The following is a 24175-nucleotide window of genomic DNA, read 5'->3' on the forward strand; positions in this document are numbered from 1 at the left end:
GCGGTATCGTCTAGTGGCATGTACGTGAAGACTGCGACCCGGCGGACCAAGGACGGCCAGGAGATCCGCTACCTCCAACTGGCCCACAACGAGTGGGACGCCGACGCGCAGCGGTCCCGGACCAAGGTGCTGCACTCCTTCGGCCGCGCCGACCAGTTGGACCGGGCCGCGATCGAGCGGCTGGTCGTGTCGCTAGGCCGACTGCTCGATCCGGACCGTGCCGCAGTGTTGAGCGCCCCGGCGGGACTGGAATTCCTGGAGGCACGCCCGCTGGGCGGCACCCACATGCTCGACGGGCTGTGGCGACGGCTGGGCATCGACGCCACGATGAAGCGGCTGCTGGCCGGGCGGCGGATGGACGCCCGAGCCGAGCGGACGCTGTTCGCGCTGGTCGCCAACCGGGCGCTCGCGCCGTCGTCCAAGCCGGCCGCGACCGAGTGGATCAACTCCGACGTGCACATCGACGGCCTGACCGTCATCGACGAGCAGGCCTGCCACCGGGCAATGGACTGGCTGGCCGAGATCGAACCCGTCCTGGCCAAGGACGTGTACTTCCAGGTCACCGACCTGCTGAACCTCGAAGTCGACTTGATCTTCTTCGATACGACCAGCACGTATTTCGAGACCGATCAGGCCGATGAGCCCGTCGCTCGCGACGAGCGAGGCCGCCTCCTCGACCAGCCCGCCGGCCCGTCCGCCACCGGCGACGACAACCCAGACGGCGCCGGGGAGAAGGTGAAGCTGCGCGGGTTCCGCTCCTACGGCAAGAGCAAGGACTCACGGCCTGATCTCCCGCAGGTCGTGGTCGGCATGGCGGTGACCCGCGACGGCATTCCGGTGCGGGTCTGGTCCTGGCCGGGCGCTACCGGCGATTCGGCCCTCATCCGCCAGGTCCGCGACGACCTGCGCGAATGGACGCTGTCCAAGGTCATCTACGTGGCCGATCGAGGCTTCTCCTCCGCCACGAACCGCAAGGCTCTGATGCAAGGGGGCACCGGCTACATCATCGGCGAGAAGCTCCGCTCGGGCACCGCCGAGGCCAAGACGGCCCTGTCCCGGCAGGGCCGCTATGCCACCGTCGCCGACAACCTGCAGGTCAAAGAGGTGAAGATCGGATCGGCTGACCGCTTCATCATCTGCTATAACCCCGATCAGGCCGTCCGCGATGCCGCCGTCCGTGAGCAACTCATCTCCCAGCTGACCGAGATGATCGACGGCACCGACACCCTTAGCCGCACCAAACGAGCCGAGCTCGCCGGAGTCATCTCCACCAAGCCAGGCCTGCACCGTTTCCTACGCCAGACGCCCGGTGGACTACTCCGCGTCGACCGCGCGAAGATCGAACGCGAGACGAACCTGGACGGCAAGTACCTGCTGCGCTGCAGCGACCCCAGCCTGAGCCCCGAGGATGTCGCGCTTGGATACAAGCAACTCCTGCAGGTGGAACGAGGCTGGCGCGACATGAAATCGATCATCGACCTGCGGCCCGTCTACCACCGCCGCGAAGACCGCATCCGCGCCCATGTCCTGCTCTGCTGGCTCGCCCTGCTGCTGATCCGCGTCGCCGAGAACGCCACCGGCCAGACCTGGACCACGCTGCGCGCCGAACTGCAGCGCCTGCACGTCATCGCCTACACCGGCCCCTCGGGCGCCTTCCGCCAGTCCACCGAGCTCACCAAGCCCCAGCGCGACCTGTTCATCGCCCTCGACGTCCCCGCGCCCAAGAAAATCCTCGATCTGGCCGTCGCCGACTGACCGCCGGCCCGAGTCCCGCCTCGCGACCACCTGCACGCCTAGTGACACGCCCTTCCGGCGCGCCCTAGGCGTTTCCGCTGTTCAGGCAGGCATTGATGCCCCTAGTAGAACAATCATCTGTCGAACCCGGGGAAGAGATCGTCTATGACGACGGCACACACATCGGGTTTCTTGCGCGCTTTGCCGCTTTGCCTGGATACATCCTCGTGGCACCCAAAGCCCACGTCGAGCACGTCGTCCGAGATCTTGATGAGGACCAGTTCATAGCGGTGATGCGGGTGGTGCGCCGAGTCGCTCTCGCGTTGGAGGCAAGCGTGCCCTGCGAGCGAACGTACCTGTTGTCCTTGGGCAGCCAGCAGGGAAACACCCACCTGCACTGGCACATCGCGGCCCTGCCACCTGGCGTCCCATATGAACAACAGCAGTACCACGCGCTCATGGCGGAGAACGGGATCATCGAGCACACGTCCGAAGAGGCCGCCGCCCTGGCCGCGACAATACGGCACGCCCTGGATGCCAGGTAGTGCTTTGTTAGGCCAGCCTGTTGTGGCTGGTCGGGTCGGCCGGGTGGTGGTTCGATGCGGGCGTGACCCCCGAACAGCTCGTTCATATCCGTCGGCGACTGGAGACGTTCGCTGCACCCTCAAAGAGCTGCAGGCCCTGCTGGCCACCTGGACCGGCCGATGCCCCACTTGCCGGCAAGGACCGCCCTAACCGCCTAACGAAGCACTACTAGGCCGGGGTCAGTTCCGCCATTTGCGACCAGCCTTCGCCGGGCACCTCGACGTTGATGATCTCCGGCGTCTTCGCGATCACGTCAGGCATCCACGCCATGGCGGTCGTGAAGTGCTCGGAGCCCACGTGGGCCTCACCTGCTGCGGATGAGGCGAACGCCTCGAGCAGGACGAACTGGTTGGGCGTGTCGACGCTCCTGGACCATTCGAAGAAGACGTTACCCGGCTCCTGCCGGGTGGCCCGGGTGAAGTCGTCAACGAGCGAGAGCCATTCCTCGCTCCGCTCGGGACGGATGGTGAACTTGACGGCGATGAAGATCATGAGTTGGTTTCTTCCGCTGTGCTGGGGTGGGTGTTCTCCGCGTGCGGGCGCCGGATGGGACGGGCATGCGGCGCCACGACCAAGATAAGCGAGAGCATGGTCAAGGAGTACTTGCGTACTCCCCGGCGGCGGCGTCACTCGCCCTGAGGGCGTTCCCGGCCGCTACGGCGGGAACGCCCTCGATCGGGACTTCCTATCGCAGCCTGTAGGCGTGCAGGATGTTCTGGTTCACGGTGTTGTCGTGTACGTCCCTGGCGCTCGTCCGCAACGACACGTACCCGGAGGAGTCGGCCAGGCTGGGATGCCGGACCGTCACGACGCCACCGTCATCGAGCAGCCTGACCTCCGCCTTTGTCCATGTCGTGCCGTCATCGAAGGATGCCTCGACGTCGACCTTGCGGATTCGGCTCGCCGTGGCGGTCCTGTCGACCAGGAACGGGATCTGGAACACGCCGCCCGCGGGCGCGGAGCCGTCCCCGTCGAGCCGGGGAGAGAAGCGGACGGCGAGCAGCGGCAGTGCGGTGGCGTCGCGCGTGGTTTTCGAGTCGAACTCCCACACGGCCTCGACCTTGGTGGAGACGTCCGCCTGGCGGGTCGCGGACATCGCCAGCCGGTAATGAGAGCGGTCAGCCGGCACCTGGAAGCCGCCGCCGTTCGGGGAGAGCCCACCCGAGAAGATCTTGCCGTTCCGGTAGAGCTCGGTCTTTCCAGTGCCGCCGCCCCATGTCGCGTGGGCATAGTGACCTGGGGTCGGATCCGACAGCAGCGGCAGAGACGCGGTGATGAGATTGCCCTGGCGGTTGGCCGTGGTGGAGCTCACCGCCGGGCCGAACACGCCGGAGAGCCACGGCTCCGTGTACTCCCGGCCTCCGGCGTACTCCCGCCTCGTCTGGTTCTGAAGCTGCGCCAGCCCCGGCGAGGTTTGGTAGACGACCGAGGATCAGCCGACAGGGCCGGTTCCGTGGAAGTAGGACGTGAGGGTGCCCGGCAGGCTCAGCTCGTCGGCCCTGATGGGCTCGGCCGGGGCGACGTAGCCCTCGACCGTTTGGGCCGCGTACGCCGTGCCGGTCCCGGCCAGGCCGAGCGCCGTGCCGGTCATTCCGTCCGCCTCCGTGCCGTTCAGGGTGGCGGCGATCTTCACGCCGTTACGCGCGTCCAGCGTCACCTCGCCGTCCCCGTCAAGGTTTACGGTCTGGGCGACGAGGGTGAATGAGGGGATCCACGGTTCACGCGCGGGATTCCTGGTCGGGATCCAGGAGAAAGCCGTGTACCTGCCCTCTGGCAGCGCGCCCCGCATCGACGTGCCGAAAGTGCCGCCGCCGTAGTACTGGCCGGTCTCGTGCCGGGCGAGGTAGACGACGAAGCCGTACGTCGTGCCGTTGGTCACGCCGTCCCTGTCGATCGTGTTGACGGTCACCTGGTGGGTGACCGGTGTCGAGGAGGCGGAGACGGCGGTCCTGACGACGTCCTGCCGGGCGGCACACCGAGCTTCAGCTTCACGGGCCGGTCACCGTCGTTGCGATAGGTGATCGTGCCGGTGGGGGCGGTGCCGAGCTTGAGTGTGGCGGGCTCGGCGCGGACCTGCTGGCGGGTCGCCCGGTCCAGATCCACGACCCCCGCGCCCTGCTCGAACACCGTGGCGTCGTCGATGGGCTCGGCCGTGCTGACGAGCGCGGCCTTGAGCCGGGCCGGCGGCCAGTCGGGGTGCTGGGCGGCGAGGATCGCGGCCGCTCCCGTCACGTGCGGCGTGGCCATCGAGGTGCCGTTGGCCAGCGTGTAGCGGTCGTCGAGCGGCAGTCCCATGCTGGTGCCCGCGGCCCGCGCGGCGGCGATGGCGTAACCGGGCGCGGAGATCTCCGGCTTGACCGCGTCGTCGCCGACCCTGGGACCACGGCTGGAGAAGTAGCTGAGCTGGCCGTCCTTGGTGACGCTGCCCACGGTGAGCGCAGCATCGGCGCTGCCGGGCGCGCTGACCGTACGGTCACGGCCCGCGTTGCCGGAAGCCACGACGAAGAGCGTGCCGTACTTGTCGGTGAGCGTGTTCAGCGCCTGCGACATCGGGTCGGTGCCGTCGGTGTAGGCGCCGCCCAGACTGAGGTTCACCACTTTGGCGCCGGACGCGGCCGCCCACTCCATGCCCGCGATGATGGCGGAGTTGGGACAGCCGGAGTTGTTGCAGACCCTGCCGATCAGCAGCGTGGTTCCCGGGGCGACGCCCGGCTGCGGGCCCGAGTCGGCGATGATCCCCGCGACGTGCGTGCCATGGCCCACCGTGTCGGCGACGCCCGTGGGGCTCTGGGTGAAGTCGCGGGTCTCGCCGAGCTTGCCGGCGAGGTCCGGATGCGCCGCGTCGATCCCGGTGTCGAGCACCGCGACCTTCACGCCCGCGCCGGTGAGCCCGCGCCGCCAGGCGGCGGACGCATGGATCTGCTTGACGCTCTCGACGTCGAGCGGCCGGGCCGTGCCGTCCAGAGAGATCTTCGCGATCCCGTCTGCCAGCCGCTCGGCCTGGGCCGGGGCCGTGGGGTTGACGCCCTTCCAGAACTCCGCCGTCTTCTGGTGCGCCACCGCGGCCGCGACGGCGTTGACCGACGGCAGCGCGCGCTGCACCTGGGCGCCGTCCGCACGCAGGTCGTCCGCGCCCTCCTTGACGCCCGTGGGGGAGGGATAGCTCACGATCAGCGGCAGCGTGCCGGAGCCCGTGCTCCAGTTGGCGAGCAGTTCGGAGACGTTGAACAGGGCCGGGTCGAGCGCTCCCGTGCCGAGGAGCCGCTGCGCGTCGAACGGGACGACCGAGACCTTGCCGTCCTCGACCGACTGTGTGAACGGCATGCCGTCGCGGCCCTTTCCCGGCCGGAAGACCACGCCCGGTGAGCCGTCGGGCAGCATGTCCAAGGTCACCTGGTCCCCGGTGATGAGGGTGACGGTGCCGGAAGCCGGGCCGGTGCTCGCGTCGGCCGTGGCCGGTGCCGCCTGGCCGGCGGCTTCTGCCGCTGGAGCGACCTCGGCTCGGGCGGTTTCGGAGAGCCCTGGTGTGAGACAGGCCATGACGAGGGCGGCTGCCGCCGCCGCGAGGAGCGGCCGGGGAGAGGACCGCATTCAGGCTCCTGGTGCAGATCAAGGGGGGATCAAGATCGGAGACTTGCACAACCAGGAAGCGGTGCGGAACACTACGCCGTGGCCAAAAGCGGGCAATAGCGTAAAAACGGCACTACTGTGGAGAGATCGCGTGCTCGAAGCCCTCGGACTGACCAGCCGGGAGGAGGCCGTCTACCAGGCACTGCTGGACGGTGCCGCAATGACGGAGGCCGAGCTGCGCGACCTGACCGGGATGGCGACCTTCTCCGCCGCGCTACGCGCGCTCCAGGACAAGGGCCTGGTCGCCCGGATGGCGGGACGCCCCACGCGGTATTCGGCGGCACCCCCCGAGGTCGCCGTCGAGATGCTGATCCGCGCTCGCGAGGAGGAGCTACAGCGGATCAGGGTGAACTCCCTGGTGCTGACCGAGCGCTTCCGCGCGGCACGCCCTCGGCATCGGCTACCGCGTGGTCTACGACACCACCGCCCTGACCGTCCCCGGGCGGCTGGAGGACATCGAGTCGCACATCATGCACGGCGAACAGGCCAGGGTGGCCTCGGCGGTGCCGGTCAAGCTGATGCTGGCCGATGACCACGTCGGCATGATCTCGCTCTGGCGGCCCGCCACCGCCGACAGCGTCCTGATCATCCACACCTCCTCCCTGCTGACCGCTCTGCGGGCGCTGTTCGAGTCGGCGTGGAACCGGGCCTCGCCGTACTCGGTCAAGGGCGACACGCTCAGTGGCGACAACCGCCGCCTGCCGACACTGCTCGCCGCCAGACTGACCGACGAGTCCATAGCCCGCCAGCTGGGCTGGCATCCGAGCACCGTCCAGCGGCGAGTGCGCAGGCTCATGGACAAGCTCGGTGTGCGTACCCGGTTCCAGGCCGGCATGCACGCCCAACGCGAAGGGTGGCTGTAGCCGCGTCGCGGTGCGGCGGTTCTCTTGTCTGCGATGGGGCCGTCCTCCTCGTGCTCCGGCGCGCCGAGCAGCTCACTCTCGACTGGCGCGGGCGACGCACAAGACCACCGAGTGCTTGAGCACATCGCGCGCCATCTCCAGCTCCGTGCGTTCCTTGGCCCACTCGGTCCGCTGTCTGCGCAGCCGCGCGAGTTCCTCACGCTCGGATTCAGCCGGTTCCTCGCTCGCACCGGCATCCCTCTCACGGGCCAGGCGGTCCGTCTGCACACAGTTGGCCGGCGTGCCCGTGTTGGTACCCAGGTCCCTGGCGACCTGCGCGACCGATCTTCCCGTCTCCCGAACGATGCGCGCCGCACCTTCGCGGAATTCCGGGTCGAACCTGCGTCTGGTCTCTCCCACGACCCAACCTTCTCCTTAGGTCAGGTCTTCACGCTAGGAGGGGAAGAGCACCGTGGGTCACCGTCCGCAGCGAGTGGGCAGCCGCACTTGCTGGAGAGGACGAACTCGTCGCGCCTGTGGGAAATCCAGCGGCCGATGTGCTCCTCGGCGTCGCCGTAGTCCGGCGACGTGTCGATGAGGTTCACTCCCGAGTCGAGGACCGTGTTCAATGCCGTGCGGGCCTGATCGTCGCTTACCGGTTTGCCCCACGCCTGCGGCCCGCGCATCTCCATCGCTCCGTAGCCGAGGCGGCTCGCCTGCAATCCGGTCCTTCCGAGCTTCGCGGTTGGCAGCGTCACGCCATCGTCCTCTCTTCGGTCTCGGCCGTCCTGGCGCGTCCGTATTCGGCCAGGGCGCGGCGGCGGAAGTCCTTTCTCGATACGAGGGACACCTCATCGAAGTCGTTGACGTGCAGCGCTGCAGAGCCGTGCGGCCACCACCGCCGTGCACGCGATCGCGGCTGTCACTATCCAGATCATGAACGTCGGGTAGAGGTAGATCACCTGAATCCACATGATGTCGCTGCCCCGGGCGAGCACGCGGAAGATCGGGGCGATCGCCGCGCACAGCGCGAGCGGCACCAGATAGGGCAGGAGCCGCCACCGCTGCCATCCGGTACGGCGGGTGGCCCATCGCCGGGAGCGGGCCACGCCGCGCACCGCCAGCCCGATGGTCACCAGGGTCAGCAGTATGAAGAGGATGTCGGTGGCAAGATAGGGCGGCGAGGAGGGGATCTTGGGTGTGCCTTCCTCGATCATGGCGACTATGCCGTCCATGAGGGCACCGGCGTCGGCGAAGGCCATTCCGGTGTTCGCCATGACCGCGACGCCGTACCCGGATTCCGGCATCAGCAGTTGGTCGGCCGTGGAGGTGAACAGGTCGCCGCTGTGCTCGATGACGGGGGTGCCGCGTTCGGTCTCGCCGATCGTCCAGCCGAGGGCGTACTTCCCGTTCTGTCTGGAAGGGGTGCGCATCTCCGTGACGCTTTCGGGGGAGAGGATGCCGTTGTTCTGCGCGATCAGCCACCGGGCCATGTCGTTGGCGGTGCTGAGGACCCCGCCGGAGCCGTTGCCGAAACCGGTCGGCTCCGGCAGGGCGACGGCCTGGCCGAGGATGTACAGATGGCCACGGGCGCTGCCGGGCAGGTCGCGGTCGGTGTCGATCGTTGTGCTGTGGCGCATGCCGAGCGGGGTGAACACGTGCGCGTGGAGGTAGGCGGCGAACGGCTGGCCGCTCACTACTTCGACGAGCCGTGCGGCGACCTGGTAGTTGGTGTTGTGGTAGCTGAAGGCGGTTCCCGGGTCCGAGGCGAGCTTCGCCGTCCTGAGTCGTGCCACGGCACCTTCGAGCGTGTCGGGCTGAGGCAGGCTCTTCTCGCGGAAGGCCGAGTCGGCCATGCCTGATGTCTGGTTGAGCAACTGCCGCACGGTGATCTTCGCTGCCCTCGGATCCGCCATCGTGAACTCGGGCAGGTAACCGCGCACCGGCTGGTCGAGCGTGACCTCGCCTTTCTCCACCAGTTGCATGACGGCGAGGGAGGTGAAGGACTTGCTGACCGACGCGACGGCCATGGGAGTGCCGGCTGTCACCGGATCGCCGGAAGCGGTCTCGCCGTACCCCTTGGCGTGGACGACCTTCGTGCCCTTCGTGATCGCGACCGCGACCCCGGGCAGCCCGGTCGCCTCGCGGTACCGCGCGACGAACGCGTCCACCGACGCGGGGGTGATGTCGTGTGGCGGGATCTGGCCGGAGGAAGGGAGCAGGGCGAGACAGATCGCCGCAAGAGTGTTTCTGAGCACCCGCCGAAGCTAGTGACGCCCCTGAGTCCGGGACCATTGCGGGACACCTCCGCATTCCTTACGGAAAACCGCTATCACGGCTCCTCCGGATGCGGGGTTTACGGTTTTCCGCCATTGAAGTCGGAGGTTCGCCTCCATGGCGGCCGTCCCGGCGGCTGCCTAGCGTTGGCCGGCGTGATCAGTCTCAAGGGTTTGTGCAAACGCTACGGTGACCGGATGGTCGTCGATGACCTGTCTGTGGAGGTGAAGCCGGGCACGGTGACCGGCTTCCTCGGGCCGAACGGGGCAGGCAAGTCGACGACGATGCGTCTGATCCTCGGGCTCGACCACCCCACCGCGGGCACAGCGCTGATCGCCGGCGTCCCGTACCACGAGATCAGGAACCCGCTGCGGACGGTCGGCGCGATGCTGGACGCGCGGGCGCTGCATCCCGGACGTAGCGGACATGCGCATCTGGTGGCGCTGGCGCGCAGCAACGGCATCGCGCGCAGCCGGGTGACGGAGGTCCTGGAAAGGGTCGGGATGGCGGATGCGGCGCGTAAGCGGGCCGGTGCGCTGTCGCTGGGCATGAGCCAGCGGCTCGGCATCGCGGCCGCGCTGCTGGGCGATCCCGAGGTGCTGATGTTCGACGAACCCGTCAACGGACTCGACCCCGACGGGGTGCGCTGGGTGCGCCACCTGATGCGCTCGCTGGCCGAGGAAGGCCGCACGGTGTTCGTCTCCAGCCACCTGATGAGCGAGATGCAGCTGACCGCCGACCACCTGGTCGTGATCGGCAAGGGACGCCTCATCATGGACGCGCCGCTGGCGGAGGTCATCGCGCGCAGTTCCCTGGCCGCCGTGGTCGTCCGCACCCCGCACGCGGCCGATCTGTCCGTACGGCTGAGAGCCGCCGGGATCCGGGTGGAGCGGCCCGGGGAGAACGAACTCGTCGCCACCGGCGCCGCGATCGAGCGCATCGGTGACCTGGCGTACGAGGCGGGTATCCGGCTGCACGAGCTGCGTACCCGCGAAGCCTCGCTGGAGCAGGCCTACCAGGAGTTGACGGCGAGCAGCGTGGAGTACGGCGCACGGAAGGTGGGGGTGTGACCATGCGGGTCAGAGAGCTGGTCCAGTCGGTCGGTGCCGAGTGGGCGAAGCTGTGGTCGGTCCGCTCCACCTGGTGGTGCCTGGCCGGCACGACGGTGCTCATGGTGGTCAGCGCCGTGACGCTCGGCGGGGCTGCGGCCACCGACATGCGGCGCGAAGGTGTCAAGGGGGCACACCTGACGGCGAGCGAGCCGGTGGTGTCGGCGACGTCGTTCGTTCAGTTCGCGCTGGTCGCCCTGGCGATGCTGGTGATCACCTCGGAATACGCGTCGGGCGGCATCCGGAGCACGCTGCAGGCCACGCCGATCCGCGGCCGGATGCTTGCCGCGAAAGTGCTGGCGGTGGTGCCGGTGATGTTCGCCGTGGGTGTGCTGTCCGGGGGGGTGGCCACGGCGGTCGTCTACGCGGCGTTGTCCGCCGACGTGTTCGGCGGTTATGCGGCGCTGCCTACCGCCGAGGTCGCGCTCGATCTCCTGAGCGTGGGTGTCTTCTTCGCCCTGGTATCGGTGATGACGATGGGCGTGGGCACCGCGGTGCGCAGTGCCGCGGGCACCCTGAGCGTGGTGTTCATGCTGCTGATGGGCCTGCCGCTGATGCTGCTGACGACGGGCAGCCAGGCGGCTTTGGAGGCCTCGTTGCGCATGCCGCTGTTCGCGGGGCTGGCCTTCATGGGCAGCACCGACAACCTGACCGGCGGCCCGATCCCCCTAGGAGCCGGGGAGGGGCTGGCCTGGCTGCTCGCTTGGACGGCGGCGGCGTTGGCGACCGGCTATGCGGTACTGCGCCGGCGTGACGCCTAGACTGCCGATCGTGCCAGGTAACCGCATCGCGCGCACCCCGGCAGATGGACGGGCGGTGGATACGGCTTTCTCGGTGCCCGCGCCGCTGTGGGGGTGCTGGCAGGGTACGGCTTCGCGGCCGGGCTGTTTCTTCAGCGGCCTGCTCCTGTTCGGAGGGGTGTGGGACATCGTCATGGGCGAGACCGAGGCCGTGCCGGTCAACCTCCCCGGCGTGAAAGTGATCACCAACAGCGGGATCCTCAGGCTGACCACCGCGGGATTCCTGCTGGTCCTGATCGTGCTCGGAGTCATCGCCGTAGGTGTCGCCGAACGGCGGCTGGCCGACCACTTCCTCGGGCCGGGCGGGCAGGAGCTGATGCGCAGGCGCATCGCCGAGCTGACCGCGACCCGCTCAGGCATCGTCCGGGCCGTGGACGACGAGCGGCGCAGGATCGAGCGCGACCTGCACGACGGCGTGCAGCAACGAGGAGTGGCGCTGGCCAGACGCGTCCTGGCGCTCGACGGAGTATTCACCGTCGACAGTCCGCCAGGTGGCCCCACCAAGATCGCGACCACGCTGCCCAAGGACGCGCCGTGCGGCTGATCCTGGCCGACGACTCGGTGCTGCTCCGCGAGGGCCTGATCCGGCTACTCGACGACGCCGGGCACGAGGTCGTCGCCGCCGTCGGCGACGCGCGGGCGCTGCTCGACGCCGTCGAACTGCACCGCACCGACGTGGCCGTCGTCGACGTACGCATGCCGCCGACGCACACCGACGAAGGGCTGCGGGCGGCACTGGAGATCCGCGGACGCCGCCCGGACGTCGGCGTGCTCGTCCTGTCCCAGTACGTGGAGAAGACCTACGCCGCCACGCTCCTGGCGGGAACCACCGAGGGGCTGGGCTACCTGCTCAAGGACCGGGTCTCGGAAGTGGCCGACTTCCTGGACTCGCTGGAGCGGATACGTGCGGGCGGCACGGTCATCGACCCCGAAGTGGTCCGCCAACTGCTCGCCTGCACCACCCACGCCGACCCGCTGAGCAGGCTGAGCCCGCGCGAGACGGAGGTGATGCGGCACCTCGCGCAAGGCTACGTCAACACGGCGATCGCCGAACGCCTGCACGTGTCGCTCAGCACCGTCGAAAAACACGTCAACGCCATCATGGACAAGCTCGACCTGCCCCGCGATCCCAGCTACAGCCGCAGAGTCCTGGCCATCCTGCGCTACCTCGACAACTGATCGCAGCGCGACGGTCTCACCCAGCGGGATCTGCGGGGGTAGCCACGCCGCGAGCCGCCGCGTCGACCCGTGTCACCGAGCCGATGATCTCCAGGTAGGCGGTCGGGCCGAGGCCGACGAGGTAGTTGGCGTCCCACCGGGGTGGCTGCCCCCGGCGGCCGGGGTGACTCCGGTGCGCGCCGCGAACTCGGCGACTCCGGCGACGAGGCCGGGCACCGCGTAAACGAGGTGGTCCAGGTGCGAATCGGTCACTGATCTTCCTTCCGGTCGGCCCGCGGCGCGGGTGCGGTGGGTTCCCCCAGGGAGAGCATGAGCCGGTTGGCCCAGTTGAAGAACGCGGCCGCGTGGATCACGTCGCTGATCGCGAGGTCGTCGAGGCCTGCCGTACGGAGCGCGTCGAGGTGCTCCGCGGTGAGCGCGCCGGGGGTCTCCGCGAGAGCCACCGAGGCGTCGATGACGGCACGCCAGCGCTCGTCCTGGGGGGCGTCGACCCCGTCGTCCAGGAGGCGCTGCACGTCGTCGCGGCGCTTGGAGTAGTGCGAGGCGAACCGCGCGTGCACGGAGGCGCAGAAGACGCAGCCGTTGTGGCGCGAGGTCGCGGCCGCCGCGAGTTCGCGCTCCTCGCGCGGCAGCCCGGCGTCCGCGTTGTAGAAGATGTCGTTGTCGGTTCCGGTGCGCGCGTGCAGGATCTGCGGGTCGCGGGCGAGCAGCAGGAAGTACGGCGACTTGGCGCGTCGCCTGTCGACGAGCGCCTCCCAGTGGTGGTCGCTCAGTTCCTCCTCGGTGAGCGGCGCGAGCCACGGCACCCAGCCGAGCTCCTCCTGCGTGAAGGCGAGCGGGCGGTCGAGATCGGGGTGGCCGAGCACGGTGTCGGTCATGACCGCGCTCCCTTCTGGATGGTGTCGAGCAGCCGTAGGCCCGCGATCACGCGCACCTGGAAGCTGAGGAAGGCGACGAGCTGCGAGAGCGTCACGATGCCCGAGGTGGTCCAGCCGGCGTCGATGAGCCTCCGGAGCGCCTCGGGACTGGACTCGCGCGGGCGGAACACGAGCAGGTGCGCGTGCTCCAGGGCGGCGGAGAGCCGGTCGCCCAGTGTGTCGCGGTCGCGTACCCGGTAGACGAGGCCCTCGACGCTCTCCGAGGCGAGCGGACCCCCGGCGGGGTAGGCACCGTAAGGGCCGGTGGTCCTGGCGGCCTCGACCTCCCGCGCGACCGCGGCCGGCAGCTCCGCTGAGAGCTCGGCGAGCCGGTCGGCGTAGAACCGCGCGACCACGGCGTCCTGGTGGAGCCCGGTCACGAATGCCGCGACCGCGTGGCGCTCGGCCTGGGCGACCTCGCCGGGGGACTCCGGGGAGAAGAGCGCGCGGTAGCTGCGCTGGGCGTTCTCTCGGGCGGCCGGCCGCCGGTCGCGCAGATGATCGATACGGGAGCCCGGCTCGATGCCGGCCAGGCGGTTGATGATGTCGGTGCTCATGTCCTGCTCAGTTGTGTGGAGGTGACGGCGGTGGATCGCGGCGCCCAGCCGAGCGCGGGCGCGACCTCGCTCGCGAGCAGCTCGATGGAGCGGAGGATGAGCGGGTGCGGCGGGTCGATCGAGTGCACCTGGAAGACCAGATCGGTCACCCGGTCGAGCGTCGGGTCGGCGCCGAGGCTGGCGATGACCTCGTCCGGAGTCCCCAGGTGGACGTCGAACGCGGGTATGAGCACGTCGAGCCCCCCGTCGGGCACCCGGAAGCCCGCCGCCCTGAAGTAGCGGACGGCGCGGGCCAGCCCGATCTCGGCGTAACGCAGCGCCTCCGTGCGGCTGTCGGCCACGAAGGCCGTCCGCGAGGCCATGACCCGCGGGGTCATCCCGGACGGCAGGTTCTCGTAGTACGCGTCCACGATGGGCCGCTGGATCTCCGCGAGCGTCGCGTGCGGAGCGTCCTCGGTGCGCGGCTGGGTGCGCGAGAGCATGAGACCGTTGCCGGCCCGGCCGGCGCGCGCTCCGCCGCTCACCGAGAAGGTCGCCTCCCAGATGGCGTCGGGCAGGTGCGGTGCCGGTGGGTAGAGCCGGTCGCCCTCGCCGAGGGCGCCCCCCGACCAGGCGTCGACGAGCATCGCGAGGTGCTCGGCGTAGGTGGCCGAACGGCGCGCGCTGTCCTGCCCGAACGCGGCGAACGACGACGGTGTGCCGCCGCTGCCCACCCCCACCTCCAGCCGGCCGCCGGAGAGCAGGTCGAGCACGGCCGCGTCCTCGGCCACGCGCACCGGATGTTCCAGGGGCAGCGTGATGATGCCGGTGCCGAGGCGGATGCGGCTGGTCCGCGCCGCCACATTGCTGAGGAACACCAGCGGCGCCGGCAGCCCTCCCTCGGCCTCGTCGAAGTGGTGCTGGGCCACCCACGCCGTGTCGAACCCGATGGCCTCCGCGTGCCTGATCTGCTCGATGGCGAGCCGGTAGCGCTCGCCCGCCGGTGCGTCGTCGAGCAGCCGGGTGAAGAACCCGAGTCGCCGGCCGATCATCGCACCGTCTCCGCGGCCACGCCCGGGATGGCTGCCAGCAGCTCGCGGGTGTAGGCGTGCTGTGGGCCGGTGAAGACCTGTTGCGTGTTTCCGAATTCCACAATGCGTCCTTTATTCATGACTGACACGGTGTGCGAGATCTGCCGCACCACGGGCAGGTCGTGCGAGATGAACAGGTAGGTGAGGCCGAGGTCGCGCTGCAGCGCTTCGAGCAGGTCGAGGATCTGCGCCTGCACGCTCACGTCGAGCGCGGAGACCGCCTCGTCGAGCACGACCACCTCCGGGTCGACGGCGAGCGCGCGGGCGATGGCCACCCGCTGCCGCTGGCCGCCGGACAGCTCCCGAGGACTGCGGGTGAGCACGCTCGCCGGCAGGGCGACCCGATCGAGGAGGTCGCGCACGCGGATACGGCGCGACGTCTGGTCACCGAGCCGGAAGTTGCGCAGCGGCTCCTCCACGATGTCGGCGACCGGCTGCCGCGGGTCGAGCGAGCCGGTCGGGTTCTGGTAGACGAGCTGGACGCGGCGGCGGAGTCGGCGCAGCGCGTCGCCGCGCAGGCCGGCCGTCTCGACCCCGCCGACCGTGACCGATCCGGAGGTCGGATCGGCGAACCGCACGACCATGCGCGCCGTGGTCGTCTTGCCCGACCCGGACTCCCCGACGAGCGCGTGCGTCGAGCCGCGCCGTACCTCGAAGGACACCCCGTCGACCGCGCGGAAGGGCTTTCCCCTGACGCGGAACTCCTTGACCAGGTCGCGGACGACGATGGCGGCGTCCTGTGCGGACGTCTCCGGGGCCGGGACCCGGAACTCCCGCACCGACAGCGCGGGGGCGTCGCTCAGCAGCCGCCTCGTGTACTCGGCCTTCGGGGCCGCCAGCACGGCCTTGGTCGTGCCCTTCTCCTCGATCCGCCCGTCCTTCATGACGACGAGCCGGTCCGACCGGTCCGCCGCGACGCCGAGGTCGTGGGTCACGAAGAGCACCGCCGTGCCGAACTCCGCGCGGAGCCCGTCGATGAGGTCGAGGATGCGCCGCTGCACGGTGACGTCCAGCGCGCTCGTCGGCTCGTCGGCGATGATGAGCCGCGGTTCGAGCGCGATGGCGATGGCGATGAGCACGCGCTGGCGCATGCCGCCGGAGAGCTCGTGCGGGAACTGCCGGGCGCGCAGCTCCGGGTCGGACAGCCCGACCCGGGTGAGCAGTTCGATGACCCGGCGCGAGATCGCGCGCCGGGAGCCGCGTCCGTGGATGCGCAGGGTCTCACCGATCTGGGCGCCGATGGTCTTGACCGGGTTCAGCGAGCTCGACGGATCCTGCGGGATCAGGCCGATCTGGGCGCCGCGCACCGACTCCAGCCGCCGCGACGACCAGCCGGCGATGTCCGTGCCGTTCAGCAGGATCTGCCCGCCGTCGACGGATCCGTTCGGCGGCAGTAACCCGATGATCGCATGCGCCGTGGTCGACTTGCCGGAGCCAGACTCGCCGACGACCGCGACCACCTCACCGGGGTCGACAGCGAACGAGATTCCCTCGACCGCCCGCAGCGCGCGCCGGTCGGTCCGGTACGAGACCGCGAGGTCGCGTACGTCGAGCAGGTTCATGAGTTCTCCCGTCCTATGGATCGGCTGATCCGGCTGGCGGCGAGCACCACTGACACGACGACGGCGCCCGGCAGCGAGGTCAGCCACCAGGAGGTCGCCAGGTAGTTGCGCCCCTCCGAGACGAGCAGTCCCCACTCCGGCGTGGGCGGCTCGGCGCCGTACCCGAGGAAGCCGAGGGTGGAGATGGCCAGGATCGCGACGCCGAACTGCAGGGCGGCGAGTGCGATGACGGGGCCGAGCGAGTTGGGCAGCACATGGCGCCACAAAACGGTCACGAAGCGGCCACCGCTGCCGAACGCGGCCTCGACGTAGTCGGTGCGCCGGACCCGTACGACCTCCGACCGGGACAGGCGGGCGAAGGCCGCGACCGAGCCGATCCCCACCGCGATCGCGACGTTGACGGTGCCGTGCCCGAGCAAGATGATCATGGTCAGTGCGAGCAGCAGCCCCGGCACCGAGAGCAGCACGTCGACCGCGCGCATGACGAGCTCGTCGAGCACGCCGCCTGCCGATCCGGCGAGCAGGCCGAGCAGCGTACCCAGCACCAGCCCCACCGCGACCGCGACGAACGCCCCGGACAGGGAGTGGACGGCCCCGTACACGACGCGGGTGAACAGGTCACGGCCCACGGCGTCGGTACCGAAGAGATGGTCAGGCCCCGGGCCCCGCAGCTTCTCCGCGGGTATGCCCACGATCGGGTCGGCCGCGGTGAACAGGCCTGGCACGACGGCCCAGAGCACGACGAGGGCGATCACGAGCCAGGCGAGCACCAGGCTCACGCCCAGCCGGTGGGATCCAGTCCTCATGCGGTGGCACCGACCTTCGCCTTGAGCCGTGGGTCGAGCACCGGGAAGAGCAGGTCGACCGCGAGGTTGACCAGCACGAAGACGGTGGTCGCGAGTACGACGACGGCCAGCATCACCGGTGTGTCCTGCGCGTTGACCGCCTGCTCGGTGAGGCGGCCGATGCCGTTGCGGCCGAAGACCGTCTCGGTGATGACCGACCCGGCGATGAGCTCGCCGAAGGTCAGGCCGGCGATCGTCAGCGTCGGCAGCAGTGCGTTGCGCGCCACGTGCCGCCACAGGATCCACCAGCGCGAGGCTCCCTTGGCCGCGACGACCGAGACGAACGGTTGGGTGTAGACCTGGTCGAGGCTGCGGGCGAGCACCTGCGCGATCGGCGCCGAGATCGGTATGGCCAGGGTCAGGACCGGCAGGATGAGTTGCTGCACCTCGCCGCCTCCGATGACCGGCACCAGCTTGAGCCGGAACGAGAACACCTGGATCAGGAGGATGCCGAGCCAGAAGGTGGGGACCGAGACGAACAGCGACGGCACGGCCAGCAGCGCGCCGCGGATCCAGGCGAGCCGGCTGTAGCTCGCGGCGAACGCGATCAGCACGGCGATCAGCACGGCCAGGGTGAATCCGGCGGTGGCCAGCTTGGCCGTCTCCGGCAGCGCCTCGGCCAGCCGCTCGACCACCGGGGTGCCCGTGTCGATCGAGTAGCCGAAGCCCCCGCGCAGGAAGCCGAGCATCGTGTGGAGGTAGCCGATGATCGCCGGCGCGTCGCTCCCGTAGTAGGCGCGGATCTCGGCGATCTGCGCGGGTGACAGACCCAGCTCCGGGTTCTGGAACTTGATCAAGATCGAGTCACCCGGCAGGATCTGCAGCAGCACGTAGCTGGCGGTGAAGGCGACCCACAACACGAGGGCCGCCTGCCCGATCCGCAATGCGAGATATCTGGTCATCACTTTGCCTGGTTCGACAGCCAGACCGAGTAGAAGGCCGGCCGGGCGACCGCCTCGAAGGCGACCCCCTGCACGTACGGCGCGGCGCCGTACACCTGCGGCTCCTCGAACAGCGGGATCGCGTAGCCCTGGTCCACCACGTACCGCTGGATCTCGGCGACCTTCGCGTTGCGCGCGGCCTTGTCGGCGAGCGCGGACTCCTCCTCCAGCAGGTGATCCAGCTTCGGGTCCTTGGAGAGGATGACGTCCCGGTTCTTGCTGTGGAAGTGGCTCTTGATCACGTCCTGGTCGGCGCGGCCGACCATCGAGTGCGCGATGGCCGTCTTCTCCGCGTCCTTGATGTCCACCGCCTGCGTGCCGGCGTCGGCGGGCCGGATCTCCAGCTTCACGCCGATCTTGGTCCACTGCTGGGCGACCAGTTCGAGGGTCTGCTTCGACAGCGGCTGCGGACCGGAGACGAAGACACCCAGTTCCAGCTTCCGTCCGGCCTTCTCGCGGACGCCGTCGGCGCCGCGCGTCCAACCGGCCCGGTCGAGCAGCGCGTTGGCCCTGTCCGGGTCATAGGCGAGCTCCTTGGACAGGTCGACGTAGCCCTGCGCCAGGTGGCTGAGGACCGAGGTCGCGACCGGGTAGCCCGCGGTGAACAGGGTGTCCACGACCTCCTTCGCGTTGGTGCCCGCCTGCAGTGCCTTGCGGACGTTGACGTCGCTCAGGATGCTGTTGGCCGGCCGCAGGTACAGGCCGTTGTTGACGCCGCGGGTCGGCTCGGCGTAGATGGTGAAACCGGCGTTCTTCACCGTCTCCTCGTCGTACGCCTGCACGTAGCGCACGTAGTCGGCCTGCCCGGAGGTCAGCGCGCCGACACGTACGCTGTCCTCCGGAGTGACGATCATCTTGATCTTGTCGAGGTAGGCGCGCCCCTGGTGTGCCGAGGACGCCGGCGCCCAGTTGTAGTCCTTCCGGGCGGCCAGGTCGATCTCCTTGTCGACGACCTGGCTTGCCACGGTGAACGGTCCGGAGCCGACGATGTTCTTGAGCTGGCACTGTTCCTCGTAGGGGCGCGAGATCGTCGACTTGGCCACGAGGCCGGCGCCGATGACCGAGGTGCCCTGGAGGAAGCCGGGCGACGGCTGCTTGAAGAAGAACTTCACGGTGCGCGGGTCGATGACCTGGCTGCGGTCGTAGTTGTTCACGAACTCGGCCGGCGGGAGCTTCAGATCTGGGTCGCCGAGGCCGTAGACGTCGAAGTTCGCGGCGACGGCCGACGCGTCGAGCGGGCTGCCGTCGCTGAAGGTAACGCCTTCACGGAGGTGGAAGGTGTATTCGGTGGCGTCGCCGTTGACCTCCCAGGACGTGGCGATCCACGGCTCGACCTCCAGCGTCTTGGGGTTCTGCCAGGTGAGCTTGTCGGTGAGCTGGTTCAGCACGCCACCGTTCGGATAGAAGCCCGCGGCCGGCAGGTAGAGGCAGGTCGGGGGCTGGTGTTCGAGATACGTCAGCGTGCCTCCGTACACCGGTCCGCCGGTGGCCTTCGCGCCGTTGGACGGGCTTTCCCCGCCGCAGGCGGCGAGGAGTCCCGCGACGGCGAGCACGGCGACGCTCACCGCTGTCGTGGACCGCAGTCTGGATGGTGGCATGAGGTGATCGCCCTTCGTGAACAAGAGATGGGGCCGGCCGGTATGTGAGACGAGCCGTGCGGAGGCGCCCCACGGCGGCAGCCGGCGACGCGGGGAACGCGGGGAGAGAGGGGTGCGGCGCTGAACGGCCGCCGGCCCGTCGGATCCTGGAATCCGCGGAGCCTCAGCTACAGGATGGGCTCCAACGGTTCGCGGTACGGCGGTGCCGCATGCCGGTGCCGTCTCGCACCGGGAGCGGGCGCATGCCGCGATCCGCTGCCGTGCGGTGATTGCTGCTGCCGATCATAAAACCATAATATCCTACCTGAACAGTAGGGAAAAACCTGTCCGCATACTGAGACGTAGCAGCTTGAGTCGCCTCCGCGGTGTTGAAGGCTGCTTCAAAACTCCGGAGGCGGCGTGCGCGAAGCCGCGAGCCCAGGCCGGCGTGGCTGACCTGGGCTCGTTTCACATCGGGCTCGTCTCGATCGGGCCGTGTCAGGTGACGGTCACCACCGCCTTGGCGGCGACCGTCGTGCCGGCCACCCGGCCTCTCGCCCCATCATCGCGCGATTGACCAGCACCCCCGCCCGAGGGCATCCACTTGACCCGGAAGAGGATGGACAGCCGTCATGCACCGGCTGGGGCGCCCAGGGGAGTCCGTCGTGCGAGGACCTTGCGATGACTGATCCGCCAACCCTGATCACTGCGCGAGATCGTGTCTTCGTAGGTCACGCTCGCGCACGTGCCATCCGACCTGATGCCGATCCCTTTGGACCGGGCGTGCACCTGACCGTCGGCGAACTCGGTGAGAACGATGTTCGTGACGTGGTGGCCGACGGGATTCAGCTCGCCCATCGCGAGTGCCGCGTCTCGGAGCGCCGCCACCCCCTCAATCGACACGCCACCGATATCTGTGACGTCGTAGGTCACGTCGGTGGTGAAGAGCTCGTGCATCCGATCGAGCTCGCCGCCGTCGAACAGATGCCCGTGCAGTGAGATCAGCTCCGCGATAGCCGTACGGTCCTCAGCGGTAAGTGTCATCAGAGTCCTCTCGTTAAAGCCCGCGGTGACGCGGCAGACGATCTCGGACTCGCCGTCCTCGGGCGACTCCTCATGCCCGGAGCGACGATCCGGGGATTTCCCCGGTTGCATCAGGCAGAGTAGTGGGGACTTCCCCGTTTAACAATCCGGGGATCGACGGCGCGTATCGGAGCCGAGCGGGCCATCCCTGTGGGGCGTGGTCAGACCGTCACGGGTGCGGACAGATTCCGCTTGGTGGCGCGGCTGTGTTCGTCGGCGAGGATTTCCGCCGCGTTGGAGGCGAGTCCATCCAGGGCGGCCGAGGCGACCATGGCCGGGTCGGCTTTGTTCTCGGGGGCGACGTACGAGGCCATATCGGTGTCCATGTACCCGACGTGCAGGCCGGCGACGTGGATGCCCTTGGGTGCCAGTTGCCGCCGCATCACATCCGTCATCGCCCATTCGGCCGCCTCCGCCACCGACGCCGGGCCGGTGATGTCCATCTGCAGCGGCACCGCGCCGGGTACGTCGACCCGCTGACCCCGACCGCAGCCCGTGATCTCCGGCCGAGCGTCACGGACAGGATGGGGCGGTGACGCTGCGGGAGACGCGCCGTAGGGGGTCGACCAGCCGAACCGGTCGTCAGGGTTGCCGGCGCGCCCGGTAGCGCGACGTCAACGGCAGGCCCTGGAAGGCCTGCTCGGCTGCGGCGTCGAGAGCCGCGCTGTCGATGCCGCCCTTGGCCATCACGTCGAAGCCGTGATTCAGGGCCAAGATCATGTAGCCGATGGTGTGGGCATCGGCGTCCGGGGCGAGGTCGCCACTGCGTTGGGCGGCGGCGACGCAGTCGCGGAGGATCTGCTGCTGCTCCAGGAAGACTCCTCGGATGATGGCTCGTGCCTGGTCGTCCTGGTCGCCGACCTCGTGGGCGAACTTGCCCGCCATGCAGCCGAAGTGCTCCTCGTCGTCGAGGACGGATCGGGCACCGCCGGCGATGAAGCCGTGGAGACGATCCACCGCGGTGTCGTCGGGCCCCTCAAGAAGATCGCGGGTATCGATCAGCGCTTGGCGCACGTACGCGTTGAGCGACTTGATGAACACCGCGTGTTTGTCGCCGAACGAAGCGTAGAGGCTCCCTCGTCCCAGGCCCGTCGCGGCCGAGATGTCGTCGAGGCTCGTGCCGGCGTAGCCGGTCGCGCGGAACCGACGCACTGCCGCGTCAAGGACCGTCTGCTCATCGAAGCTGCGGGGCCTGGCCATGACCTCACCCTATGTCATTTTGACAGATCAGTACAGAATCCATTCCCGAATTATTGACTAATCGGTACAGAATCGTGACAGCGTTTTTGGCGTCGCAGTACAGAACGGCGGGCGGGCAGCTCCGCGAGAGCGCCGCCACGACGACCTCGACCGTCTCTACGCGACGATCAGCCCGGGCCGCTCGAGGCCACGGCCGACATCACACAGGCGGCCTCCGACGCCGGCGGAGCCCATGGCGGATCGATCTTCTCGGTGGAGTTCCGGGCGGACTATCGCGATCTGTGGGAGCGCGGCACGACCAGTCCTGTTTCGTACGCGGTAACGACTGCTTGCGTCCTGTCACGCAGCCCGAGCTTGTTCAGCACGCGGCTCACATGTGTCTTCACCGTCTCCTCGGTGACCGTTAGCCGGCCTGCTATCTCCGGATTGGACAGACCCTCGGCGATGAGCCGCAAGACCTGCGTTTCACGCGGGGTGAGCGCGGTGAGCGCAGCCGCGGTGGAGGCATCGGGCTTCGGAGGCAGCAGGGCGAACTCGCTGATGAGGCGACGGGTGATCGCCGGAGCCAGTAACGCTTCCCCGACGGCGATGACGCGTACCGCCTCGAAGAGTCGTTCGGCGGTGACGTCCTTGAGCAGGAATCCACTGGCTCCGGCGCGGAGCGCGTCGTAGACGTACTCGTCCAGGTCGAAGGTCGTCAGGATGAGGATGCGCGGCCCGGCGGTCGCGGAGCCGGCGAGCCGCCGGGTGGCTTCGATGCCGTCCATGCCCGGCATGCGGACGTCCATGAGGACGACGTCGGGGGACAGCTCGCGGCAGATCCGTACTGCCTCGGCCCCGTCGGAGGCGGTCGCGACGACATCGAAGTCCGGTTGGGTGTCGAGCAGTTCGGCGAATCCGGTGCGGACCACCGGATGATCGTCGGTAACGACGATCCGGACCGTCGGGGACTGAGCGCTCATGCGGCTGTCTCGTCTCTCCCGGGCAGGCGGGCCTCGACGAGGAACCCGCCGCCGATGGCGGGGCCGGTGCGCAGCTCGCCGCCGACGGCCGCGGCGCGTTCTCGCATGCCGGACAGCCCGTGACCCTCGGCCGATGCCGCCGCGGACGGGCCGGGTCCGTTGTCGCGGATGAGCAGCCGCAGGGCGTCGTCGGTGTAGTGCAGTTCCACGTCGACGGCGGCCCCCCGCGCGTGCCGCCGGGCGTTGGTGAGGGCTTCCTGGACGATGCGGTAGGCCGCAAGCTCCACGCCCGGGTCGAGCGTGACCGGCGGGCCGCGCAGGATGAGGCGAGTGCCCGTCCCGGAAGCGTCCCGTGCCTCGTCGAGCAGTTCGTTGAGTTCGGCCAGGCGCAGGCCCGGCTGGGGTCGCCGGTCCTTCGCGTCCGACCCCGCGTCTTCGCGCAGCACGCCGAGCAGCCGTCGCATCTCGGTCAGCGCCGCCCGGGCGGTGTCACCGATGGCCGACAGCCGCTCCGCACCGGCGGCCGGCATCCCCGGGACGGCCAACCGGGCCGTCTCCGCCTGCACGGCGACCATGGAGATGTGGTGGGCGACGACGTCGTGCAGCTCGCGGGCGATGCGAGCGCGTTCGCCGCGCGCGGTGTGCACCAGCAGGGTGTCGGCGATGACCTGCCGGGCGGCGCTGTTTCCCAGGGCCTCGCTGTGCGCCCGCCGTGCGATCCCGGCCAGGGCCGCCGCCGGGGCCAGAGAGGCCAGCAGCAGGATGAGGACCCGTATCTCGCCGCCTGCCGTACCGGCCAGCGCCAGCACCGGGAACGGCACGGTGAGGAGTACGGCCGGCCGCGGTGAGCCGGTGCGGCCGAGCCGGTACCCGGCGATCAGCTGGGCAGCCACGCCCGCCACGGTCAGCGTCTGGAAGGCCGCGACTGACAGCAAGCTCGTCGCGGAGACGATCACGGCGGCCGCCGCCGGCTGCGCCCACAGAAGGGCGAGCGGTAACGTGGTGGCCAGGCCGAGCAGGCCGAACACCACGAAGTACAGTGCGGTGCCGGTACTCTCGGCCGGAGGCGCGATCCCGTTGTGCACGATCGACTCGCCCACCGGCGTACTCACGGCATATCCGAACGGATGCGCCAGCGGCGTGTTCCGAGCATGCGCGATCGACTCGGCCAGCGCGAGCAACGCCAGCAGTCCGCCGGCCACGACGGGCGCATGGGGAATTGCGGCGATCCGCCGCCACCTGGCGGCCCATCTGCCGCGCAGGTCATACGCTCGGTCCACGGAGGCCATTGTCTCAGCCGTCCGG

28 protein-coding genes are annotated in these 24175 nt (G+C 69.4%); 8 read left to right on the top strand and 20 right to left on the bottom strand.

The window, feature by feature from the left end:
• The first annotated feature begins 18 nt into the window (after positions 1-18).
• Together FHR32_RS37675 and FHR32_RS37680 are read left to right on the top strand one after the other, a co-directional pair.
• Complete coding sequence (locus FHR32_RS37675) at positions 19-1755, top strand: IS1634 family transposase (RefSeq protein ID WP_184757321.1); 1737 nt, start codon at positions 19-21, stop codon at positions 1753-1755.
• A gap of 95 nt (positions 1756-1850) precedes the next feature.
• On the top strand, positions 1851-2279 hold the full coding sequence (locus tag FHR32_RS37680; protein WP_184759250.1) for an HIT family protein: 429 nt from the start codon (positions 1851-1853) through the stop codon (positions 2277-2279).
• A 208-nt stretch (positions 2280-2487) separates the two neighbouring features.
• Here the strand turns inward: FHR32_RS37680 and FHR32_RS37685 are convergent, their stop codons facing one another.
• The 4 genes from FHR32_RS37685 to FHR32_RS37700 all read right to left on the bottom strand — a co-directional run bounded on the left by FHR32_RS37685 (position 2488) and on the right by FHR32_RS37700 (position 5910).
• The gene (locus FHR32_RS37685) at positions 2488-2811 is read right to left on the bottom strand and encodes a putative quinol monooxygenase (protein WP_184759251.1); all 324 of its coding nucleotides are present in this window, start codon (positions 2809-2811) and stop codon (positions 2488-2490) included.
• A 193-nt stretch (positions 2812-3004) separates the two neighbouring features.
• Complete coding sequence (locus FHR32_RS37690) at positions 3005-3631, bottom strand: hypothetical protein (protein WP_184759252.1); 627 nt, start codon at positions 3629-3631, stop codon at positions 3005-3007.
• A gap of 120 nt (positions 3632-3751) precedes the next feature.
• Positions 3752-4228, bottom strand: coding sequence for a hypothetical protein (locus FHR32_RS37695; RefSeq protein ID WP_184759253.1), 477 nt, complete (start codon positions 4226-4228; stop codon positions 3752-3754).
• Positions 4225-5910 carry a S8 family serine peptidase gene (locus tag FHR32_RS37700; protein WP_184759254.1) on the bottom strand — a complete coding sequence of 562 codons (1686 nt, stop codon included), beginning with the start codon at positions 5908-5910 and terminating at the stop codon, positions 4225-4227. The genes FHR32_RS37695 and FHR32_RS37700 overlap by 4 nt, the downstream gene beginning before the upstream one ends.
• Positions 5911-6040: 130 nt before the next feature.
• Here FHR32_RS37700 and FHR32_RS43620 point away from each other — a divergent pair, with 130 nt between their 5' ends.
• Both FHR32_RS43620 and FHR32_RS47535 read left to right on the top strand, forming a co-directional pair.
• The gene (locus FHR32_RS43620) at positions 6041-6481 is read left to right on the top strand and encodes a helix-turn-helix domain-containing protein (protein WP_221466770.1); all 441 of its coding nucleotides are present in this window, start codon (positions 6041-6043) and stop codon (positions 6479-6481) included.
• A 10-nt stretch (positions 6482-6491) separates the two neighbouring features.
• Complete coding sequence (locus FHR32_RS47535; RefSeq protein WP_376773447.1) at positions 6492-6812, top strand: helix-turn-helix transcriptional regulator; 321 nt, start codon at positions 6492-6494, stop codon at positions 6810-6812.
• A 72-nt stretch (positions 6813-6884) separates the two neighbouring features.
• Here the strand turns inward: FHR32_RS47535 and FHR32_RS37710 are convergent, their stop codons facing one another.
• The 3 genes from FHR32_RS37710 to FHR32_RS37720 all read right to left on the bottom strand — a co-directional run bounded on the left by FHR32_RS37710 (position 6885) and on the right by FHR32_RS37720 (position 9049).
• Entirely contained in the window at positions 6885-7211 is a 327-nt protein-coding gene (locus tag FHR32_RS37710; protein WP_184759256.1) for a transposase, read from the bottom strand.
• Positions 7212-7231: 20 nt separating this feature from the next.
• Positions 7232-7549, bottom strand: coding sequence for an aldo/keto reductase (locus FHR32_RS37715; RefSeq protein ID WP_312882886.1), 318 nt, complete (start codon positions 7547-7549; stop codon positions 7232-7234).
• A gap of 93 nt (positions 7550-7642) precedes the next feature.
• Positions 7643-9049: a serine hydrolase domain-containing protein gene (locus FHR32_RS37720; protein WP_184759257.1), complete on the bottom strand. Its 1407-nt coding sequence runs from the start codon at positions 9047-9049 to the stop codon at positions 7643-7645.
• A gap of 174 nt (positions 9050-9223) precedes the next feature.
• On the opposite strand from FHR32_RS37720, the gene FHR32_RS37725 reads away from it, so the two are divergent.
• Genes FHR32_RS37725 through FHR32_RS37740 form a run of 4 tightly spaced genes read left to right on the top strand, consistent with a single transcriptional unit; the run spans position 9224 to position 12156 of the window.
• The gene (locus FHR32_RS37725) at positions 9224-10138 is read left to right on the top strand and encodes an ATP-binding cassette domain-containing protein (protein ID WP_184759258.1); all 915 of its coding nucleotides are present in this window, start codon (positions 9224-9226) and stop codon (positions 10136-10138) included.
• Positions 10135-10938, top strand: a complete 804-nt coding sequence (locus FHR32_RS37730) for an ABC transporter permease (protein WP_184759259.1) — start codon at positions 10135-10137, stop codon at positions 10936-10938. Before FHR32_RS37725 ends, FHR32_RS37730 begins: the two co-directional genes overlap by 4 nt.
• Before the next feature lie 10 nt (positions 10939-10948).
• Positions 10949-11521: a sensor histidine kinase gene (locus FHR32_RS46985; RefSeq protein ID WP_312882887.1), complete on the top strand. Its 573-nt coding sequence runs from the start codon at positions 10949-10951 to the stop codon at positions 11519-11521.
• Complete coding sequence (locus tag FHR32_RS37740; protein ID WP_184759261.1) at positions 11512-12156, top strand: response regulator transcription factor; 645 nt, start codon at positions 11512-11514, stop codon at positions 12154-12156. Before FHR32_RS46985 ends, FHR32_RS37740 begins: the two co-directional genes overlap by 10 nt.
• 72 nt (positions 12157-12228) lie before the next feature.
• On the opposite strand, the gene FHR32_RS37745 is transcribed toward FHR32_RS37740, so the two are convergent.
• The 13 genes from FHR32_RS37745 to FHR32_RS46395 all read right to left on the bottom strand — a co-directional run bounded on the left by FHR32_RS37745 (position 12229) and on the right by FHR32_RS46395 (position 24150).
• The gene (locus FHR32_RS37745; RefSeq protein WP_312882888.1) at positions 12229-12408 is read right to left on the bottom strand and encodes a VOC family protein; all 180 of its coding nucleotides are present in this window, start codon (positions 12406-12408) and stop codon (positions 12229-12231) included.
• Positions 12405-13034 (bottom strand): alkylhydroperoxidase domain protein, encoded by a 630-nt coding sequence (locus tag FHR32_RS37750; RefSeq protein ID WP_184759262.1) that lies wholly within the window; start codon positions 13032-13034, stop codon positions 12405-12407. The genes FHR32_RS37745 and FHR32_RS37750 overlap by 4 nt, the downstream gene beginning before the upstream one ends.
• Positions 13031-13630 carry a CMD domain protein gene (locus tag FHR32_RS37755; protein WP_184759263.1) on the bottom strand — a complete coding sequence of 200 codons (600 nt, stop codon included), beginning with the start codon at positions 13628-13630 and terminating at the stop codon, positions 13031-13033. The genes FHR32_RS37750 and FHR32_RS37755 overlap by 4 nt, the downstream gene beginning before the upstream one ends.
• Positions 13627-14661, bottom strand: coding sequence for a putative FMN-dependent luciferase-like monooxygenase (locus FHR32_RS37760; RefSeq protein ID WP_184759264.1), 1035 nt, complete (start codon positions 14659-14661; stop codon positions 13627-13629). Before FHR32_RS37760 ends, FHR32_RS37755 begins: the two co-directional genes overlap by 4 nt.
• The gene (locus FHR32_RS37765) at positions 14658-16262 is read right to left on the bottom strand and encodes a dipeptide ABC transporter ATP-binding protein (protein WP_184759265.1); all 1605 of its coding nucleotides are present in this window, start codon (positions 16260-16262) and stop codon (positions 14658-14660) included. The genes FHR32_RS37760 and FHR32_RS37765 overlap by 4 nt, the downstream gene beginning before the upstream one ends.
• A complete protein-coding gene (locus FHR32_RS37770) occupies positions 16259-17068 on the bottom strand; it encodes an ABC transporter permease (RefSeq protein WP_184759266.1) in 810 nt (269 codons plus the stop codon). Before FHR32_RS37770 ends, FHR32_RS37765 begins: the two co-directional genes overlap by 4 nt.
• Complete coding sequence (locus tag FHR32_RS37775; RefSeq protein ID WP_184759267.1) at positions 17065-18009, bottom strand: ABC transporter permease; 945 nt, start codon at positions 18007-18009, stop codon at positions 17065-17067. The genes FHR32_RS37770 and FHR32_RS37775 overlap by 4 nt, the downstream gene beginning before the upstream one ends.
• Positions 18009-19646, bottom strand: coding sequence for a TIGR04028 family ABC transporter substrate-binding protein (locus FHR32_RS37780; protein ID WP_184759268.1), 1638 nt, complete (start codon positions 19644-19646; stop codon positions 18009-18011). The genes FHR32_RS37775 and FHR32_RS37780 overlap by 1 nt, the downstream gene beginning before the upstream one ends.
• A 609-nt stretch (positions 19647-20255) precedes the next feature.
• Positions 20256-20669: a nuclear transport factor 2 family protein gene (locus tag FHR32_RS37785; protein ID WP_184759269.1), complete on the bottom strand. Its 414-nt coding sequence runs from the start codon at positions 20667-20669 to the stop codon at positions 20256-20258.
• Positions 20670-20869: 200 nt separating this feature from the next.
• Positions 20870-21163 carry a Rossmann-fold NAD(P)-binding domain-containing protein gene (locus FHR32_RS37790; RefSeq protein ID WP_184759270.1) on the bottom strand — a complete coding sequence of 98 codons (294 nt, stop codon included), beginning with the start codon at positions 21161-21163 and terminating at the stop codon, positions 20870-20872.
• A 127-nt stretch (positions 21164-21290) separates the two neighbouring features.
• Entirely contained in the window at positions 21291-21908 is a 618-nt protein-coding gene (locus FHR32_RS37795) for a TetR/AcrR family transcriptional regulator (protein ID WP_184759271.1), read from the bottom strand.
• A 269-nt stretch (positions 21909-22177) separates the two neighbouring features.
• Positions 22178-22870 (bottom strand): response regulator, encoded by a 693-nt coding sequence (locus tag FHR32_RS37800; protein WP_184759272.1) that lies wholly within the window; start codon positions 22868-22870, stop codon positions 22178-22180.
• The gene (locus FHR32_RS46395; protein ID WP_221466771.1) at positions 22867-24150 is read right to left on the bottom strand and encodes a sensor histidine kinase; all 1284 of its coding nucleotides are present in this window, start codon (positions 24148-24150) and stop codon (positions 22867-22869) included. Before FHR32_RS46395 ends, FHR32_RS37800 begins: the two co-directional genes overlap by 4 nt.
• Positions 24151-24175: the final 25 nt, after the last annotated feature.

Source organism: Streptosporangium album (genome assembly GCF_014203795.1).
In the GTDB taxonomy this organism is placed as follows: Bacteria; Actinomycetota; Actinomycetes; order Streptosporangiales; family Streptosporangiaceae; genus Streptosporangium; species Streptosporangium album.